Here is a 21,953-nt window from a genome sequence, read left to right as displayed (position 1 = left end):
TAGCAAAACAGACGTATTAAAAAAGGGCCTTTCGGCCCTTTTTTGTTATTGGTCTGGTAAGTTCACAAAGAGTTGATTAACCAAGTTACTCAAATCACTGCTTATCACACTACCATCACCTTGAGCATTCACAGAGTCAAACTGATTCCCCGTATTATCGAGTACAATCGTTTGTGTCTGACTGCTATTACTTGCATCTTCAGAGATAGTGATAACCAAATCTTTATCACCACCCCCGTTATCGACTTTTTCAATAGCGATGTGTTCTAGAAGATCCGACATATTATTCTCAGTTGGTAGCAATTGAGAGATATCTAAGTGATCTTCACCTAGAGCGAAGTCGCTAATAGTATCAACATCACCTTGGAATGGCTGGTCAACCCACAGGAACAAGTCATCACCGTCATCCCCGGTTAAAATATCATCTCCGAGGCCACCAATCAGGATGTCATTACCATCCTCACCTCTCAAATGATCGTCTCCTGCGCCACCAATAACAATATCATTACCGCTACCGGCACGAATGTAATCATTTTCTGAGCCACCATCTAGATAGTCATTTCCAGAACCGCCAGAAATCAAATCTATGCCAGACTCACCTAAAATCACATCATTTCCAGCACCACCTTGACCTACATCAGCCCAGCTTGGCGCTACGTACGGAGATTCAAGAGTACCGTCCTCATTGTTCCCTTGGTAAATATCGTCGACATCCAGTTCAACGAACTCTGTAGCATCCTGCAAATCAAATGCCGCATTGCTGCCACTATCGCCAAGATGGATAATGTCATCAAAATCAGCACCTTCTACATGGTCATTATCACCACCGGTAACAATCAAATCCGCGGCATCAGTAAGTGAAGGGCTTTGCTGGCCGCGTTCAACTTTAATACCGTTAACGGTTATAGATGGTTCGGGCTGACTTTGCCAATCATCGCCATGGTTACTTGAAACGGTCCCTTGAGGCATATAAACCGCATTGATACCTACTCCATCAGATATGATGTTTCCGCTGTGCCCTGTCATCGTAACTGACATAGTAGCTGTATCACTATTACCATTCTTATCGGTAGCTGTGTACGAAATTTCCACTATGTCACCAGCACTAGCGCTATCGTTTGGTACAAACAAAACTTTACCATCGACAATTGATACTTGGCCTAAAGCTGGATTGACCAAAGCCACACTGGATAACATCAAAGCTGAAGTCAATGCATGTGGGTTGTAATCATTCGCTAGCACATCAATCAAAACAGGAACCAACTCAATAGTTGATGTCACGTCATCATTAGCATCGAGCACTGGAGCTTGGATATTAAAGGTCATACTGCTATTGCTCGTATCGCCATCTAAGTCCGATAGTTCATAATCAAAATCTAACGAAATATCGCTATCAACAACAGCAGCGAAGAATTGGTAAGACCCTGTAGCCATGTCTAAAACTAACGTGTGACTATTGTCGATAAAAATCGATATTTCGCTACCGTCTATCGCAGTGCTAACCCCTGATTCCAAACCTGAAACAGATACTGTACTACCATCATAAGAAACGGTTGTTCCTCCATATTTCACTTCAGAGACGTAACCACCATCAGCTCCAAAACCGCTAATAGAACCGTTGCTGCCGTCGTTCACAACCTCACCTGAAATAGGATCAACAACCGATTGAAGAATGATTGGTGGAAGCTGAGTAATATCAGGAACAACAACGGCTCCTATTTCACTGTCTGTTGCACCGTTATAAGCAATATCTTCTAGGTAAGATATTGGAACCGCCTCGCCCATACCGTAAGCAAGCGCAGTGATATCCTTAGCATCAACAAAATCTTCCCACTCAGTTTTCTCTGAAGAACTCAAAGTTCCTCCTGAATTCGGAGAGCCATCCGACAAGAAATACGTGATATTAGAAGGATTACCATCGACTTTGCCCGAGTCGTCCCAATGAGCCATTGCAGCATCTAGTGCAGTGTCGTAATAAGTGCCCCCGCCTGCAGACAAATTATCGATAACGTCAATAGCCTCAGAAACAGACATCCAGCTACTGCCATTTGCTCCGTTCTGAGCATCTGAACTACTTGAGAAGGTAACAACTTGGACTTGTGTAATACCTAAGCTTTGATACTCAGCGAGCAACTGTTTAGCTGCGTCTTGCATAATCGACAATCTAGACTCGTTCGTAATAGTGCTTTGACCCGTAACTGAATCCCACGCCATAGAGCCGGATACATCCAAGATAAGCTGGACGTTTGCACCAGCTTTTGCTGAGGGTTGTAAGTCATTAATAATCGGCTGAGCGACAGGAACATCATCATCGATAGTTAGAGAAATAGATCCGGTTTGAGTACCAGTTTCGTTACTTGCAACGATCCCAATAGCAATGGACATTTCGTCTAATGGAACATTGGCGTCCAAATGATCGACCGGCCCATTGAGAGTCACAGAGTAATTCCCAACATCATCGATAATTGCCGTAATCACTGCTAGGCCATTCGCACTACCAATTAAGGTTTGGCCACCGTTTGATGAAGACCAAGTGATATTTTGTCCCGCTGATGTATAACTCTCAGAAGGCTCTTCTAAAACTATACTATCCGCGTATAAAACCTCTATATTGCCAGAAACAGTTTGTACTGAATCAAAATCTTCAGAAACATCTCGAGAAACACTCGTAACCTCTGGTGACGGTTTTACTATTGAATCCGTAACGATCGTTACCTGTGCTGACGCACTCTCTAAATCAGTAGAGTCTTCCGATTTATAATCAATAGTCTCGGTTACTTTGGCGTCCACTACGTCTACGCCTTTAAAAGTAATATTTGAATTTCTATTTGGATTAGCGGAGCCATCTTGGGTAGTAAAGACTCTTAACTCTGTAAATGGTATGAATCCACCATTGCCATCTGGGATAGATACATTAACTATAGAGTTGCCATTACCGTCTATAGAAAGCGTATATTCATTACCAGAATTTGAAGTGTTTTCAGTATTAAAGTTAAATGTCCCAACAACATTGCCAGATGCGTCTAGTGCAACGACATTAATTTCACCATCTGCACTACTGTTAGCGTTGTAGTTACCAAAAACGCTTCCAAATTCTAAATTAGCAGACAAAATTTCGGCGCCACTATTTCCAAAATCAACAGAAATAAATTCTTTTGATGTAACGTCTAACTCACTTTGACCGCTCTTACTGGTTGAGACGCCAAAGCCATCTTCTACTCTATAGTCATCGTAATTTAGGTAAACCCCTGGATTACTCACTACGTCATTACCTACTGGGGAATTACCAGTATAAGTTCCGGCTGAAATAGAAACTAGGTCGTTGAAGTAACCGATTGATGTACTTCCATTCGAAGTGTCAATTAGTGATGAAAGATCTGACGCACTAAAACTAAGCTGCTCGGCAATATTTGCATCGACAACATATTCAAAGTTGTCTGAATCGCCATACTCTTGACCAATGACAACTTCTGTTTTCGTTCCATCGTCCGCTACTTCATACAAAGTACCGAAAATAGGACCGCTTTCAACAATAACCGAAGTCTCAACGCCAGCAGCATCATCTTCTTCGTCACTAGTGTGAGGAGCAAAGTCAACCGAAGTTGCGCTATCAATTGTGGTTTCGGTGAAGTTCCTGGCTTTTGGCGCGTCGTTGGTGCCCGTGATGGTCACCACGATGTCGTGAGTCGTGCCGTCTGCCGACGTCACCGTGAAGGTTTCGACTTTCTTCTCACCTTCTTTCAGGTAGTTCACGTCCGCGTTGTCGACGTTGTACGTCCACACGCCCGCTGTCGTGATCGTGACGCTGCCCAGTGGAGCATCGCCATTCACGTCATCTTTTGGTGTCACGCCCGTCTGGAACACGTTCTCGCCTGTGTCATCATCGCTGATGGTCAGGGTGCCTGTGTCGCTCAGTACCGTTTGCGTATCGTCCTCGGTCACCGCACCGACCGCATCGCCTGCGATGGTTGGCGCGTCGTTGGTGCCCGTGATGGTCACCACGATGTCGTGAGTCGTGCCGTCTGCCGACGTCACCGTGAAGGTTTCGACTTTCTTCTCACCTTCTTTCAGGTAGTTCACGTCCGCGTTGTCGACGTTGTACGTCCACACGCCCGCTGTCGTGATCGTGACGCTGCCCAGTGGAGCATCGCCATTCACGTCATCTTTTGGTGTCACGCCCGTCTGGAACACGTTCTCGCCTGTGTCATCATCGCTGATGGTCAGGGTGCCTGTGTCGCTCAGTACCGTTTGCGTATCGTCCTCGGTCACCGCACCGACCGCATCGCCTGCGATGGTTGGCGCGTCGTTGGTGCCCGTGATGGTCACCACGATGTCGTGAGTCGTGCCGTCTGCCGACGTCACCGTGAAGGTTTCGACTTTCTTCTCACCTTCTTTCAGGTAGTTCACGTCCGCGTTGTCGACGTTGTACGTCCACACGCCCGCTGTCGTGATCGTGACGCTGCCCAGTGGAGCATCGCCATTCACGTCATCTTTTGGTGTCACGCCCGTCTGGAACACGTTCTCGCCTGTGTCATCATCGCTGATGGTCAGGGTGCCTGTGTCGCTCAGTACCGTTTGCGTATCGTCCTCGGTCACCGCACCGACCGCATCGCCTGCGATGGTTGGCGCGTCGTTGGTGCCCGTGATGGTCACCACGATGTCGTGAGTCGTGCCGTCTGCCGACGTCACCGTGAAGGTTTCGACTTTCTTCTCACCTTCTTTCAGGTAGTTCACGTCCGCGTTGTCGACGTTGTACGTCCACACGCCCGCTGTCGTGATCGTGACGCTGCCCAGTGGAGCATCGCCATTCACGTCATCTTTTGGTGTCACGCCCGTCTGGAACACGTTCTCGCCTGTGTCATCATCGCTGATGGTCAGGGTGCCTGTGTCGCTCAGTACCGTTTGCGTATCGTCCTCGGTCACCGCACCGACCGCATCGCCTGCGATGGTTGGCGCGTCGTTGGTGCCCGTGATGGTCACCACGATGTCGTGAGTCGTGCCGTCTGCCGACGTCACCGTGAAGGTTTCGACTTTCTTCTCACCTTCTTTCAGGTAGTTCACGTCCGCGTTGTCGACGTTGTACGTCCACACGCCCGCTGTCGTGATCGTGACGCTGCCCAGTGGAGCATCGCCATTCACGTCATCTTTTGGTGTCACGCCCGTCTGGAACACGTTCTCGCCTGTGTCATCATCGCTGATGGTCAGGGTGCCTGTGTCGCTCAGTACCGTTTGCGTATCGTCCTCGGTCACCGCACCGACCGCATCGCCTGCGATGGTTGGCGCGTCGTTGGTGCCCGTGATGGTCACCACGATGTCGTGAGTCGTGCCGTCTGCCGACGTCACCGTGAAGGTTTCGACTTTCTTCTCACCTTCTTTCAGGTAGTTCACGTCCGCGTTGTCGACGTTGTACGTCCACACGCCCGCTGTCGTGATCGTGACGCTGCCCAGTGGAGCATCGCCATTCACGTCATCTTTTGGTGTCACGCCCGTCTGGAACACGTTCTCGCCTGTGTCATCATCGCTGATGGTCAGGGTGCCTGTGTCGCTCAGTACCGTTTGCGTATCGTCCTCGGTCACCGCACCGACCGCATCGCCTGCGATGGTTGGCGCGTCGTTGGTGCCCGTGATGGTCACCACGATGTCGTGAGTCGTGCCGTCTGCCGACGTCACCGTGAAGGTTTCGACTTTCTTCTCACCTTCTTTCAGGTAGTTCACGTCCGCGTTGTCGACGTTGTACGTCCACACGCCCGCTGTCGTGATCGTGACGCTGCCCAGTGGAGCATCGCCATTCACGTCATCTTTTGGTGTCACGCCCGTCTGGAACACGTTCTCGCCTGTGTCATCATCGCTGATGGTCAGGGTGCCTGTGTCGCTCAGTACCGTTTGCGTATCGTCCTCGGTCACCGCACCGACCGCATCGCCTGCGATGGTTGGCGCGTCGTTGGTGCCCGTGATGGTCACCACGATGTCGTGAGTCGTGCCGTCTGCCGACGTCACCGTGAAGGTTTCGACTTTCTTCTCACCTTCTTTCAGGTAGTTCACGTCCGCGTTGTCGACGTTGTACGTCCACACGCCCGCTGTCGTGATCGTGACGCTGCCCAGTGGAGCATCGCCATTCACGTCATCTTTTGGTGTCACGCCCGTCTGGAACACGTTCTCGCCTGTGTCATCATCGCTGATGGTCAGGGTGCCTGTGTCGCTCAGTACCGTTTGCGTATCGTCCTCGGTCACCGCACCGACCGCATCGCCTGCGATGGTTGGCGCGTCGTTGGTGCCCGTGATGGTCACCACGATGTCGTGAGTCGTGCCGTCTGCCGACGTCACCGTGAAGGTTTCGACTTTCTTCTCACCTTCTTTCAGGTAGTTCACGTCCGCGTTGTCGACGTTGTACGTCCACACGCCCGCTGTCGTGATCGTGACGCTGCCCAGTGGAGCATCGCCATTCACGTCATCTTTTGGTGTCACGCCCGTCTGGAACACGTTCTCGCCTGTGTCATCATCGCTGATGGTCAGGGTGCCTGTGTCGCTCAGTACCGTTTGCGTATCGTCCTCGGTCACCGCACCGACCGCATCGCCTGCGATGGTTGGCGCGTCGTTGGTGCCCGTGATGGTCACCACGATGTCGTGAGTCGTGCCGTCTGCCGACGTCACCGTGAAGGTTTCGACTTTCTTCTCACCTTCTTTCAGGTAGTTCACGTCCGCGTTGTCGACGTTGTACGTCCACACGCCCGCTGTCGTGATCGTGACGCTGCCCAGTGGAGCATCGCCATTCACGTCATCTTTTGGTGTCACGCCCGTCTGGAACACGTTCTCGCCTGTGTCATCATCGCTGATGGTCAGGGTGCCTGTGTCGCTCAGTACCGTTTGCGTATCGTCCTCGGTCACCGCACCGACCGCATCGCCTGCGATGGTTGGCGCGTCGTTGGTGCCCGTGATGGTCACCACGATGTCGTGAGTCGTGCCGTCTGCCGACGTCACCGTGAAGGTTTCGACTTTCTTCTCACCTTCTTTCAGGTAGTTCACGTCCGCGTTGTCGACGTTGTACGTCCACACGCCCGCTGTCGTGATCGTGACGCTGCCCAGTGGAGCATCGCCATTCACGTCATCTTTTGGTGTCACGCCCGTCTGGAACACGTTCTCGCCTGTGTCATCATCGCTGATGGTCAGGGTGCCTGTGTCGCTCAGTACCGTTTGCGTATCGTCCTCGGTCACCGCACCGACCGCATCGCCTGCGATGGTTGGCGCGTCGTTGGTGCCCGTGATGGTCACCACGATGTCGTGAGTCGTGCCGTCTGCCGACGTCACCGTGAAGGTTTCGACTTTCTTCTCACCTTCTTTCAGGTAGTTCACGTCCGCGTTGTCGACGTTGTACGTCCACACGCCCGCTGTCGTGATCGTGACGCTGCCCAGTGGAGCATCGCCATTCACGTCATCTTTTGGTGTCACGCCCGTCTGGAACACGTTCTCGCCTGTGTCATCATCGCTGATGGTCAGGGTGCCTGTGTCGCTCAGTACCGTTTGCGTATCGTCCTCGGTCACCGCACCGACCGCATCGCCTGCGATGGTTGGCGCGTCGTTGGTGCCCGTGATGGTCACCACGATGTCGTGAGTCGTGCCGTCTGCCGACGTCACCGTGAAGGTTTCGACTTTCTTCTCACCTTCTTTCAGGTAGTTCACGTCCGCGTTGTCGACGTTGTACGTCCACACGCCCGCTGTCGTGATCGTGACGCTGCCCAGTGGAGCATCGCCATTCACGTCATCTTTTGGTGTCACGCCCGTCTGGAACACGTTCTCGCCTGTGTCATCATCGCTGATGGTCAGGGTGCCTGTGTCGCTCAGTACCGTTTGCGTATCGTCCTCGGTCACCGCACCGACCGCATCGCCTGCGATGGTTGGCGCGTCGTTGGTGCCCGTGATGGTCACCACGATGTCGTGAGTCGTGCCGTCTGCCGACGTCACCGTGAAGGTTTCGACTTTCTTCTCACCTTCTTTCAGGTAGTTCACGTCCGCGTTGTCGACGTTGTACGTCCACACGCCCGCTGTCGTGATCGTGACGCTGCCCAGTGGAGCATCGCCATTCACGTCATCTTTTGGTGTCACGCCCGTCTGGAACACGTTCTCGCCTGTGTCATCATCGCTGATGGTCAGGGTGCCTGTGTCGCTCAGTACCGTTTGCGTATCGTCCTCGGTCACCGCACCGACCGCATCGCCTGCGATGGTTGGCGCGTCGTTGGTGCCCGTGATGGTCACCACGATGTCGTGAGTCGTGCCGTCTGCCGACGTCACCGTGAAGGTTTCGACTTTCTTCTCACCTTCTTTCAGGTAGTTCACGTCCGCGTTGTCGACGTTGTACGTCCACACGCCCGCTGTCGTGATCGTGACGCTGCCCAGTGGAGCATCGCCATTCACGTCATCTTTTGGTGTCACGCCCGTCTGGAACACGTTCTCGCCTGTGTCATCATCGCTGATGGTCAGGGTGCCTGTGTCGCTCAGTACCGTTTGCGTATCGTCCTCGGTCACCGCACCGACCGCATCGCCTGCGATGGTTGGCGCGTCGTTGGTGCCCGTGATGGTCACCACGATGTCGTGAGTCGTGCCGTCTGCCGACGTCACCGTGAAGGTTTCGACTTTCTTCTCACCTTCTTTCAGGTAGTTCACGTCCGCGTTGTCGACGTTGTACGTCCACACGCCCGCTGTCGTGATCGTGACGCTGCCCAGTGGAGCATCGCCATTCACGTCATCTTTTGGTGTCACGCCCGTCTGGAACACGTTCTCGCCTGTGTCATCATCGCTGATGGTCAGGGTGCCTGTGTCGCTCAGTACCGTTTGCGTATCGTCCTCGGTCACCGCACCGACCGCATCGCCTGCGATGGTTGGCGCGTCGTTGGTGCCCGTGATGGTCACCACGATGTCGTGAGTCGTGCCGTCTGCCGACGTCACCGTGAAGGTTTCGACTTTCTTCTCACCTTCTTTCAGGTAGTTCACGTCCGCGTTGTCGACGTTGTACGTCCACACGCCCGCTGTCGTGATCGTGACGCTGCCCAGTGGAGCATCGCCATTCACGTCATCTTTTGGTGTCACGCCCGTCTGGAACACGTTCTCGCCTGTGTCATCATCGCTGATGGTCAGGGTGCCTGTGTCGCTCAGTACCGTTTGCGTATCGTCCTCGGTCACCGCACCGACCGCATCGCCTGCGATGGTTGGCGCGTCGTTGGTGCCCGTGATGGTCACCACGATGTCGTGAGTCGTGCCGTCTGCCGACGTCACCGTGAAGGTTTCGACTTTCTTCTCACCTTCTTTCAGGTAGTTCACGTCCGCGTTGTCGACGTTGTACGTCCACACGCCCGCTGTCGTGATCGTGACGCTGCCCAGTGGAGCATCGCCATTCACGTCATCTTTTGGTGTCACGCCCGTCTGGAACACGTTCTCGCCTGTGTCATCATCGCTGATGGTCAGGGTGCCTGTGTCGCTCAGTACCGTTTGCGTATCGTCCTCGGTCACCGCACCGACCGCATCGCCTGCGATGGTTGGCGCGTCGTTGGTGCCCGTGATGGTCACCACGATGTCGTGAGTCGTGCCGTCTGCCGACGTCACCGTGAAGGTTTCGACTTTCTTCTCACCTTCTTTCAGGTAGTTCACGTCCGCGTTGTCGACGTTGTACGTCCACACGCCGCTGTCGTGATCGTGACGCTGCCCAGTGGAGCATCGCCATTCACGTCATCTTTTGGTGTCACGCCCGTCTGGAACACGTTCTCGCCTGTGTCATCATCGCTGATGGTCAGGGTGCCTGTGTCGCTCAGTACCGTTTGCGTATCGTCCTCGGTCACCGCACCGACCGCATCGCCTGCGATGGTTGGCGCGTCGTTGGTGCCCGTGATGGTCACCACGATGTCGTGAGTCGTGCCGTCTGCCGACGTCACCGTGAAGGTTTCGACTTTCTTCTCACCTTCTTTCAGGTAGTTCACGTCCGCGTTGTCGACGTTGTACGTCCACACGCCCGCTGTCGTGATCGTGACGCTGCCCAGTGGAGCATCGCCATTCACGTCATCTTTTGGTGTCACGCCCGTCTGGAACACGTTCTCGCCTGTGTCATCATCGCTGATGGTCAGGGTGCCTGTGTCGCTCAGTACCGTTTGCGTATCGTCCTCGGTCACCGCACCGACCGCATCGCCTGCGATGGTTGGCGCGTCGTTGGTGCCCGTGATGGTCACCACGATGTCGTGAGTCGTGCCGTCTGCCGACGTCACCGTGAAGGTTTCGACTTTCTTCTCACCTTCTTTCAGGTAGTTCACGTCCGCGTTGTCGACGTTGTACGTCCACACGCCCGCTGTCGTGATCGTGACGCTGCCCAGTGGAGCATCGCCATTCACGTCATCTTTTGGTGTCACGCCCGTCTGGAACACGTTCTCGCCTGTGTCATCATCGCTGATGGTCAGGGTGCCTGTGTCGCTCAGTACCGTTTGCGTATCGTCCTCGGTCACCGCACCGACCGCATCGCCTGCGATGGTTGGCGCGTCGTTGGTGCCCGTGATGGTCACCACGATGTCGTGAGTCGTGCCGTCTGCCGACGTCACCGTGAAGGTTTCGACTTTCTTCTCACCTTCTTTCAGGTAGTTCACGTCCGCGTTGTCGACGTTGTACGTCCACACGCCCGCTGTCGTGATCGTGACGCTGCCCAGTGGAGCATCGCCATTCACGTCATCTTTTGGTGTCACGCCCGTCTGGAACACGTTCTCGCCTGTGTCATCATCGCTGATGGTCAGGGTGCCTGTGTCGCTCAGTACCGTTTGCGTATCGTCCTCGGTCACCGCACCGACCGCATCGCCTGCGATGGTTGGCGCGTCGTTGGTGCCCGTGATGGTCACCACGATGTCGTGAGTCGTGCCGTCTGCCGACGTCACCGTGAAGGTTTCGACTTTCTTCTCACCTTCTTTCAGGTAGTTCACGTCCGCGTTGTCGACGTTGTACGTCCACACGCCCGCTGTCGTGATCGTGACGCTGCCCAGTGGAGCATCGCCATTCACGTCATCTTTTGGTGTCACGCCCGTCTGGAACACGTTCTCGCCTGTGTCATCATCGCTGATGGTCAGGGTGCCTGTGTCGCTCAGTACCGTTTGCGTATCGTCCTCGGTCACCGCACCGACCGCATCGCCTGCGATGGTTGGCGCGTCGTTGGTGCCCGTGATGGTCACCACGATGTCGTGAGTCGTGCCGTCTGCCGACGTCACCGTGAAGGTTTCGACTTTCTTCTCACCTTCTTTCAGGTAGTTCACGTCCGCGTTGTCGACGTTGTACGTCCACACGCCCGCTGTCGTGATCGTGACGCTGCCCAGTGGAGCATCGCCATTCACGTCATCTTTTGGTGTCACGCCCGTCTGGAACACGTTCTCGCCTGTGTCATCATCGCTGATGGTCAGGGTGCCTGTGTCGCTCAGTACCGTTTGCGTATCGTCCTCGGTCACCGCACCGACCGCATCGCCTGCGATGGTTGGCGCGTCGTTGGTGCCCGTGATGGTCACCACGATGTCGTGAGTCGTGCCGTCTGCCGACGTCACCGTGAAGGTTTCGACTTTCTTCTCACCTTCTTTCAGGTAGTTCACGTCCGCGTTGTCGACGTTGTACGTCCACACGCCCGCTGTCGTGATCGTGACGCTGCCCAGTGGAGCATCGCCATTCACGTCATCTTTTGGTGTCACGCCCGTCTGGAACACGTTCTCGCCTGTGTCATCATCGCTGATGGTCAGGGTGCCTGTGTCGCTCAGTACCGTTTGCGTATCGTCCTCGGTCACCGCACCGACCGCATCGCCTGCGATGGTTGGCGCGTCGTTGGTGCCCGTGATGGTCACCACGATGTCGTGAGTCGTGCCGTCTGCCGACGTCACCGTGAAGGTTTCGACTTTCTTCTCACCTTCTTTCAGGTAGTTCACGTCCGCGTTGTCGACGTTGTACGTCCACACGCCCGCTGTCGTGATCGTGACGCTGCCCAGTGGAGCATCGCCATTCACGTCATCTTTTGGTGTCACGCCCGTCTGGAACACGTTCTCGCCTGTGTCATCATCGCTGATGGTCAGGGTGCCTGTGTCGCTCAGTACCGTTTGCGTATCGTCCTCGGTCACCGCACCGACCGCATCGCCTGCGATGGTTGGCGCGTCGTTGGTGCCCGTGATGGTCACCACGATGTCGTGAGTCGTGCCGTCTGCCGACGTCACCGTGAAGGTTTCGACTTTCTTCTCACCTTCTTTCAGGTAGTTCACGTCCGCGTTGTCGACGTTGTACGTCCACACGCCCGCTGTCGTGATCGTGACGCTGCCCAGTGGAGCATCGCCATTCACGTCATCTTTTGGTGTCACGCCCGTCTGGAACACGTTCTCGCCTGTGTCATCATCGCTGATGGTCAGGGTGCCTGTGTCGCTCAGTACCGTTTGCGTATCGTCCTCGGTCACCGCACCGACCGCATCGCCTGCGATGGTTGGCGCGTCGTTGGTGCCCGTGATGGTCACCACGATGTCGTGAGTCGTGCCGTCTGCCGACGTCACCGTGAAGGTTTCGACTTTCTTCTCACCTTCTTTCAGGTAGTTCACGTCCGCGTTGTCGACGTTGTACGTCCACACGCCCGCTGTCGTGATCGTGACGCTGCCCAGTGGAGCATCGCCATTCACGTCATCTTTTGGTGTCACGCCCGTCTGGAACACGTTCTCGCCTGTGTCATCATCGCTGATGGTCAGGGTGCCTGTGTCGCTCAGTACCGTTTGCGTATCGTCCTCGGTCACCGCACCGACCGCATCGCCTGCGATGGTTGGCGCGTCGTTGGTGCCCGTGATGGTCACCACGATGTCGTGAGTCGTGCCGTCTGCCGACGTCACCGTGAAGGTTTCGACTTTCTTCTCACCTTCTTTCAGGTAGTTCACGTCCGCGTTGTCGACGTTGTACGTCCACACGCCCGCTGTCGTGATCGTGACGCTGCCCAGTGGAGCATCGCCATTCACGTCATCTTTTGGTGTCACGCCCGTCTGGAACACGTTCTCGCCTGTGTCATCATCGCTGATGGTCAGGGTGCCTGTGTCGCTCAGTACCGTTTGCGTATCGTCCTCGGTCACCGCACCGACCGCATCGCCTGCGATGGTTGGCGCGTCGTTGGTGCCCGTGATGGTCACCACGATGTCGTGAGTCGTGCCGTCTGCCGACGTCACCGTGAAGGTTTCGACTTTCTTCTCACCTTCTTTCAGGTAGTTCACGTCCGCGTTGTCGACGTTGTACGTCCACACGCCCGCTGTCGTGATCGTGACGCTGCCCAGTGGAGCATCGCCATTCACGTCATCTTTTGGTGTCACGCCCGTCTGGAACACGTTCTCGCCTGTGTCATCATCGCTGATGGTCAGGGTGCCTGTGTCGCTCAGTACCGTTTGCGTATCGTCCTCGGTCACCGCACCGACCGCATCGCCTGCGATGGTTGGCGCGTCGTTGGTGCCCGTGATGGTCACCACGATGTCGTGAGTCGTGCCGTCTGCCGACGTCACCGTGAAGGTTTCGACTTTCTTCTCACCTTCTTTCAGGTAGTTCACGTCCGCGTTGTCGACGTTGTACGTCCACACGCCCGCTGTCGTGATCGTGACGCTGCCCAGTGGAGCATCGCCATTCACGTCATCTTTTGGTGTCACGCCCGTCTGGAACACGTTCTCGCCTGTGTCATCATCGCTGATGGTCAGGGTGCCTGTGTCGCTCAGTACCGTTTGCGTATCGTCCTCGGTCACCGCACCGACCGCATCGCCTGCGATGGTTGGCGCGTCGTTGGTGCCCGTGATGGTCACCACGATGTCGTGAGTCGTGCCGTCTGCCGACGTCACCGTGAAGGTTTCGACTTTCTTCTCACCTTCTTTCAGGTAGTTCACGTCCGCGTTGTCGACGTTGTACGTCCACACGCCCGCTGTCGTGATCGTGACGCTGCCCAGTGGAGCATCGCCATTCACGTCATCTTTTGGTGTCACGCCCGTCTGGAACACGTTCTCGCCTGTGTCATCATCGCTGATGGTCAGGGTGCCTGTGTCGCTCAGTACCGTTTGCGTATCGTCCTCGGTCACCGCACCGACCGCATCGCCTGCGATGGTTGGCGCGTCGTTGGTGCCCGTGATGGTCACCACGATGTCGTGAGTCGTGCCGTCTGCCGACGTCACCGTGAAGGTTTCGACTTTCTTCTCACCTTCTTTCAGGTAGTTCACGTCCGCGTTGTCGACGTTGTACGTCCACACGCCCGCTGTCGTGATCGTGACGCTGCCCAGTGGAGCATCGCCATTCACGTCATCTTTTGGTGTCACGCCCGTCTGGAACACGTTCTCGCCTGTGTCATCATCGCTGATGGTCAGGGTGCCTGTGTCGCTCAGTACCGTTTGCGTATCGTCCTCGGTCACCGCACCGACCGCATCGCCTGCGATGGTTGGCGCGTCGTTGGTGCCCGTGATGGTCACCACGATGTCGTGAGTCGTGCCGTCTGCCGACGTCACCGTGAAGGTTTCGACTTTCTTCTCACCTTCTTTCAGGTAGTTCACGTCCGCGTTGTCGACGTTGTACGTCCACACGCCCGCTGTCGTGATCGTGACGCTGCCCAGTGGAGCATCGCCATTCACGTCATCTTTTGGTGTCACGCCCGTCTGGAACACGTTCTCGCCTGTGTCATCATCGCTGATGGTCAGGGTGCCTGTGTCGCTCAGTACCGTTTGCGTATCGTCCTCGGTCACCGCACCGACCGCATCGCCTGCGATGGTTGGCGCGTCGTTGGTGCCCGTGATGGTCACCACGATGTCGTGAGTCGTGCCGTCTGCCGACGTCACCGTGAAGGTTTCGACTTTCTTCTCACCTTCTTTCAGGTAGTTCACGTCCGCGTTGTCGACGTTGTACGTCCACACGCCCGCTGTCGTGATCGTGACGCTGCCCAGTGGAGCATCGCCATTCACGTCATCTTTTGGTGTCACGCCCGTCTGGAACACGTTCTCGCCTGTGTCATCATCGCTGATGGTCAGGGTGCCTGTGTCGCTCAGTACCGTTTGCGTATCGTCCTCGGTCACCGCACCGACCGCATCGCCTGCGATGGTTGGCGCGTCGTTGGTGCCCGTGATGGTCACCACGATGTCGTGAGTCGTGCCGTCTGCCGACGTCACCGTGAAGGTTTCGACTTTCTTCTCACCTTCTTTCAGGTAGTTCACGTCCGCGTTGTCGACGTTGTACGTCCACACGCCCGCTGTCGTGATCGTGACGCTGCCCAGTGGAGCATCGCCATTCACGTCATCTTTTGGTGTCACGCCCGTCTGGAACACGTTCTCGCCTGTGTCATCATCGCTGATGGTCAGGGTGCCTGTGTCGCTCAGTACCGTTTGCGTATCGTCCTCGGTCACCGCACCGACCGCATCGCCTGCGATGGTTGGCGCGTCGTTGGTGCCCGTGATGGTCACCACGATGTCGTGAGTCGTGCCGTCTGCCGACGTCACCGTGAAGGTTTCGACTTTCTTCTCACCTTCTTTCAGGTAGTTCACGTCCGCGTTGTCGACGTTGTACGTCCACACGCCCGCTGTCGTGATCGTGACGCTGCCCAGTGGAGCATCGCCATTCACGTCATCTTTTGGTGTCACGCCCGTCTGGAACACGTTCTCGCCTGTGTCATCATCGCTGATGGTCAGGGTGCCTGTGTCGCTCAGTACCGTTTGCGTATCGTCCTCGGTCACCGCACCGACCGCATCGCCTGCGATGGTTGGCGCGTCGTTGGTGCCCGTGATGGTCACCACGATGTCGTGAGTCGTGCCGTCTGCCGACGTCACCGTGAAGGTTTCGACTTTCTTCTCACCTTCTTTCAGGTAGTTCACGTCCGCGTTGTCGACGTTGTACGTCCACACGCCCGCTGTCGTGATCGTGACGCTGCCCAGTGGAGCATCGCCATTCACGTCATCTTTTGGTGTCACGCCCGTCTGGAACACGTTCTCGCCTGTGTCATCATCGCTGATGGTCAGGGTGCCTGTGTCGCTCAGTACCGTTTGCGTATCGTCCTCGGTCACCGCACCGACCGCATCGCCTGCGATGGTTGGCGCGTCGTTGGTGCCCGTGATGGTCACCACGATGTCGTGAGTCGTGCCGTCTGCCGACGTCACCGTGAAGGTTTCGACTTTCTTCTCACCTTCTTTCAGGTAGTTCACGTCCGCGTTGTCGACGTTGTACGTCCACACGCCCGCTGTCGTGATCGTGACGCTGCCCAGTGGAGCATCGCCATTCACGTCATCTTTTGGTGTCACGCCCGTCTGGAACACGTTCTCGCCTGTGTCATCATCGCTGATGGTCAGGGTGCCTGTGTCGCTCAGTACCGTTTGCGTATCGTCCTCGGTCACCGCACCGACCGCATCGCCTGCGATGGTTGGCGCGTCGTTGGTGCCCGTGATGGTCACCACGATGTCGTGAGTCGTGCCGTCTGCCGACGTCACCGTGAAGGTTTCGACTTTCTTCTCACCTTCTTTCAGGTAGTTCACGTCCGCGTTGTCGACGTTGTACGTCCACACGCCCGCTGTCGTGATCGTGACGCTGCCCAGTGGAGCATCGCCATTCACGTCATCTTTTGGTGTCACGCCCGTCTGGAACACGTTCTCGCCTGTGTCATCATCGCTGATGGTCAGGGTGCCTGTGTCGCTCAGTACCGTTTGCGTATCGTCCTCGGTCACCGCACCGACCGCATCGCCTGCGATGGTTGGCGCGTCGTTGGTGCCCGTGATGGTCACCACGATGTCGTGAGTCGTGCCGTCTGCCGACGTCACCGTGAAGGTTTCGACTTTCTTCTCACCTTCTTTCAGGTAGTTCACGTCCGCGTTGTCGACGTTGTACGTCCACACGCCCGCTGTCGTGATCGTGACGCTGCCCAGTGGAGCATCGCCATTCACGTCATCTTTTGGTGTCACGCCCGTCTGGAACACGTTCTCGCCTGTGTCATCATCGCTGATGGTCAGGGTGCCTGTGTCGCTCAGTACCGTTTGCGTATCGTCCTCGGTCACCGCACCGACCGCATCGCCTGCGATGGTTGGCGCGTCGTTGGTGCCCGTGATGGTCACCACGATGTCGTGAGTCGTGCCGTCTGCCGACGTCACCGTGAAGGTTTCGACTTTCTTCTCACCTTCTTTCAGGTAGTTCACGTCCGCGTTGTCGACGTTGTACGTCCACACGCCCGCTGTCGTGATCGTGACGCTGCCCAGTGGAGCATCGCCATTCACGTCATCTTTTGGTGTCACGCCCGTCTGGAACACGTTCTCGCCTGTGTCATCATCGCTGATGGTCAGGGTGCCTGTGTCGCTCAGTACCGTTTGCGTATCGTCCTCGGTCACCGCACCGACCGCATCGCCTGCGATGGTTGGCGCGTCGTTGGTGCCCGTGATGGTCACCACGATGTCGTGAGTCGTGCCGTCTGCCGACGTCACCGTGAAGGTTTCGACTTTCTTCTCACCTTCTTTCAGGTAGTTCACGTCCGCGTTGTCGACGTTGTACGTCCACACGCCCGCTGTCGTGATCGTGACGCTGCCCAGTGGAGCATCGCCATTCACGTCATCTTTTGGTGTCACGCCCGTCTGGAACACGTTCTCGCCTGTGTCATCATCGCTGATGGTCAGGGTGCCTGTGTCGCTCAGTACCGTTTGCGTATCGTCCTCGGTCACCGCACCGACCGCATCGCCTGCGATGGTTGGCGCGTCGTTGGTGCCCGTGATGGTCACCACGATGTCGTGAGTCGTGCCGTCTGCCGACGTCACCGTGAAGGTTTCGACTTTCTTCTCACCTTCTTTCAGGTAGTTCACGTCCGCGTTGTCGACGTTGTACGTCCACACGCCCGCTGTCGTGATCGTGACGCTGCCCAGTGGAGCATCGCCATTCACGTCATCTTTTGGTGTCACGCCCGTCTGGAACACGTTCTCGCCTGTGTCATCATCGCTGATGGTCAGGGTGCCTGTGTCGCTCAGTACCGTTTGCGTATCGTCCTCGGTCACCGCACCGACCGCATCGCCTGCGATGGTTGGCGCGTCGTTGGTGCCCGTGATGGTCACCACGATGTCGTGAGTCGTGCCGTCTGCCGACGTCACCGTGAAGGTTTCGACTTTCTTCTCACCTTCTTTCAGGTAGTTCACGTCCGCGTTGTCGACGTTGTACGTCCACACGCCCGCTGTCGTGATCGTGACGCTGCCCAGTGGAGCATCGCCATTCACGTCATCTTTTGGTGTCACGCCCGTCTGGAACACGTTCTCGCCTGTGTCATCATCGCTGATGGTCAGGGTGCCTGTGTCGCTCAGTACCGTTTGCGTATCGTCCTCGGTCACCGCACCGACCGCATCGCCTGCGATGGTTGGCGCGTCGTTGGTGCCCGTGATGGTCACCACGATGTCGTGAGTCGTGCCGTCTGCCGACGTCACCGTGAAGGTTTCGACTTTCTTCTCACCTTCTTTCAGGTAGTTCACGTCCGCGTTGTCGACGTTGTACGTCCACACGCCCGCTGTCGTGATCGTGACGCTGCCCAGTGGAGCATCGCCATTCACGTCATCTTTTGGTGTCACGCCCGTCTGGAACACGTTCTCGCCTGTGTCATCATCGCTGATGGTCAGGGTGCCTGTGTCGCTCAGTACCGTTTGCGTATCGTCCTCGGTCACCGCACCGACCGCATCGCCTGCGATGGTTGGCGCGTCGTTGGTGCCCGTGATGGTCACCACGATGTCGTGAGTCGTGCCGTCTGCCGACGTCACCGTGAAGGTTTCGACTTTCTTCTCACCTTCTTTCAGGTAGTTCACGTCCGCGTTGTCGACGTTGTACGTCCACACGCCCGCTGTCGTGATCGTGACGCTGCCCAGTGGAGCATCGCCATTCACGTCATCTTTTGGTGTCACGCCCGTCTGGAACACGTTCTCGCCTGTGTCATCATCGCTGATGGTCAGGGTGCCTGTGTCGCTCAGTACCGTTTGCGTATCGTCCTCGGTCACCGCACCGACCGCATCGCCTGCGATGGTTGGCGCGTCGTTGGTGCCCGTGATGGTCACCACGATGTCGTGAGTCGTGCCGTCTGCCGACGTCACCGTGAAGGTTTCGACTTTCTTCTCACCTTCTTTCAGGTAGTTCACGTCCGCGTTGTCGACGTTGTACGTCCACACGCCCGCTGTCGTGATCGTGACGCTGCCCAGTGGAGCATCGCCATTCACGTCATCTTTTGGTGTCACGCCCGTCTGGAACACGTTCTCGCCTGTGTCATCATCGCTGATGGTCAGGGTGCCTGTGTCGCTCAGTACCGTTTGCGTATCGTCCTCGGTCACCGCACCGACCGCATCGCCTGCGATGGTTGGCGCGTCGTTGGTGCCCGTGATGGTCACCACGATGTCGTGAGTCGTGCCGTCTGCCGACGTCACCGTGAAGGTTTCGACTTTCTTCTCACCTTCTTTCAGGTAGTTCACGTCCGCGTTGTCGACGTTGTACGTCCACACGCCCGCTGTCGTGATCGTGACGCTGCCCAGTGGAGCATCGCCATTCACGTCATCTTTTGGTGTCACGCCCGTCTGGAACACGTTCTCGCCTGTGTCATCATCGCTGATGGTCAGGGTGCCTGTGTCGCTCAGTACCGTTTGCGTATCGTCCTCGGTCACCGCACCGACCGCATCGCCTGCGATGGTTGGCGCGTCGTTGGTGCCCGTGATGGTCACCACGATGTCGTGAGTCGTGCCGTCTGCCGACGTCACCGTGAAGGTTTCGACTTTCTTCTCACCTTCTTTCAGGTAGTTCACGTCCGCGTTGTCGACGTTGTACGTCCACACGCCCGCTGTCGTGATCGTGACGCTGCCCAGTGGAGCATCGCCATTCACGTCATCTTTTGGTGTCACGCCCGTCTGGAACACGTTCTCGCCTGTGTCATCATCGCTGATGGTCAGGGTGCCTGTGTCGCTCAGTACCGTTTGCGTATCGTCCTCGGTCACCGCACCGACCGCATCGCCTGCGATGGTTGGCGCGTCGTTGGTGCCCGTGATGGTCACCACGATGTCGTGAGTCGTGCCGTCTGCCGACGTCACCGTGAAGGTTTCGACTTTCTTCTCACCTTCTTTCAGGTAGTTCACGTCCGCGTTGTCGACGTTGTACGTCCACACGCCCGCTGTCGTGATCGTGACGCTGCCCAGTGGAGCATCGCCATTCACGTCATCTTTTGGTGTCACGCCCGTCTGGAACACGTTCTCGCCTGTGTCATCATCGCTGATGGTCAGGGTGCCTGTGTCGCTCAGTACCGTTTGCGTATCGTCCTCGGTCACCGCACCGACCGCATCGCCTGCGATGGTTGGCGCGTCGTTGGTGCCCGTGATGGTCATGGTGATGGTCTTCGGCTCGCTCACGCCTGTGTCGTTGTCGGTCGCGGTGTATGTGAAGGTCACGTCACGACTATCATTCACTGGCAAGTCATCGAAGTCGCTGCCTGGAGTGAACGTGTAGCTGCCGTCATCGTTGAACGTCAAGTTACCTTCAGTCACATCATCAACCAACTGGTAGCTTTCTACCGTACCGTCCACATCCGTGGCCGCTGGCACCTTGCCGTTCAGTACCGTGTTTTCTTCGGTCGTTTCAGTCGCGTCTTTTGCCACTGGCGCATCATTCACGTCCGCAACACCAACATCAACAGTAATAATATCCGTGCCACCCTGCCCATCGCTCACAATCACAGTAAAGCTATCGCTGCCGTTATAGTTCTCATCTGGGGTGTATGTCCAGTTGCCATTTTCGTCGACGACTACAGAACCATTCGACGGTTCTGTGCCTTTGCTAAACGTTAACTGATCGTTATCTGCATCGGTTGCAGTCAATGAGCCACTTACTGGAGTATCTTCATCTGTGGTGACAGAGACATCTTCACCGACAGGTAAGTCATTGACTGGAGTAACGCCGATATTAACGGTTATTGTGTCTGTGCCGCCTTGGCCGTCTGATACAACAACTGTAAAGCTATCGTTACCGTTGTAGTTTTCGTTGGGGGTATAAGTCCAATCACCATTTTCATCGACAACGACAGTACCGTTTGATGGTTCTGTTGCTTTACTGAATGACAGATCATCACCATCTTCGTCTGAAGCCGACAAAGTGCCACTAACAGGTGTATCTTCATCTGTCGTAAAGGTGACGACGTCACTAGCTTCAGCATTGTTTGAGTCAACAAAAGATGGGTTGCTGTTTAAAGGCGTTGCTGCTTCAGTCAATGAACGATAAGCGTCAAGTAGGCTTAAGCTTTGAGTGCGAGATAAGCCCAATGATTCGAAACCCGTAGTAACGAACTCTGTACCAGGAATGGTTTCTTCACCATCACGTTCAATAGTTCCGCTAGAAGCCAAACTTGAACCGTTTTGACCAGCTGCCGTTGCGAACTCTTCACCTAGCTCAGTCGGGTCTTGACCTTCTTCTAATGCGGCAAAGATATTCGCAATATCTTGGTCGAGCTCAATTTCGCCTTCTTCTGATGAGAAGCGTTTTGCCGATACCTGAGGTTCATTGGACCCGTTCTGAGATTCAAGAACGACATCCCCTGCTTGTAGTGGTTGGCCTTCTTCTAAGACTTTAATCGTACCATCTACCGAGATAACAATGCGCTGGCCAAGTGCTAATGCACCACCCAAATTCAATGTTGTCATGTCCATATAAACCCCTAAAAAAGCATTTCTTGTCATTAACGTCAAAATAGTGACATTATATTTATAATATTAGTTAAAATATAACACTTAAAGTCATATAATTCCTAGTTATGAATCTAGTATTTAACAACTTGAGTGACAAGCTAATGACGGTGATCACATCGCATAACAATCTTAGTGCTCACACCAGTAATATAAGTTATTGTGTTTGCGGAAAATAATAGCTTTAAAAACGTAAGATTGACGTGTATAAAAACACCATAAAACGCACGCTGATCGGTTAACATTCTGACAACT

At 55.5% G+C, this 21,953-nt stretch carries 2 protein-coding genes; both read right to left on the bottom strand.

The window, feature by feature from the left end; genetic code table 11:
• Positions 1 to 45: 45 nt before the first annotated feature.
• A complete protein-coding gene (locus AACU28_RS15700; protein WP_121603198.1) occupies positions 46 to 9,669 on the bottom strand; it encodes a VCBS domain-containing protein in 9,624 nt (3,207 codons plus the stop codon).
• On the bottom strand, positions 9,636 to 21,662 hold the full coding sequence (locus AACU28_RS15695; protein ID WP_183091197.1) for a VCBS domain-containing protein: 12,027 nt from the start codon (positions 21,660 to 21,662) through the stop codon (positions 9,636 to 9,638). Before AACU28_RS15695 ends, AACU28_RS15700 begins: the two co-directional genes overlap by 34 nt.
• Positions 21,663 to 21,953: the final 291 nt, after the last annotated feature.

Origin of the sequence: Vibrio sp. SBT000027 (assembly GCF_963894355.1) — a bacterium.
Lineage (GTDB): Bacteria > Pseudomonadota > Gammaproteobacteria > Enterobacterales > Vibrionaceae > Vibrio > Vibrio splendidus.
This window is presented reverse-complemented; position numbering and strand designations above follow the sequence as displayed.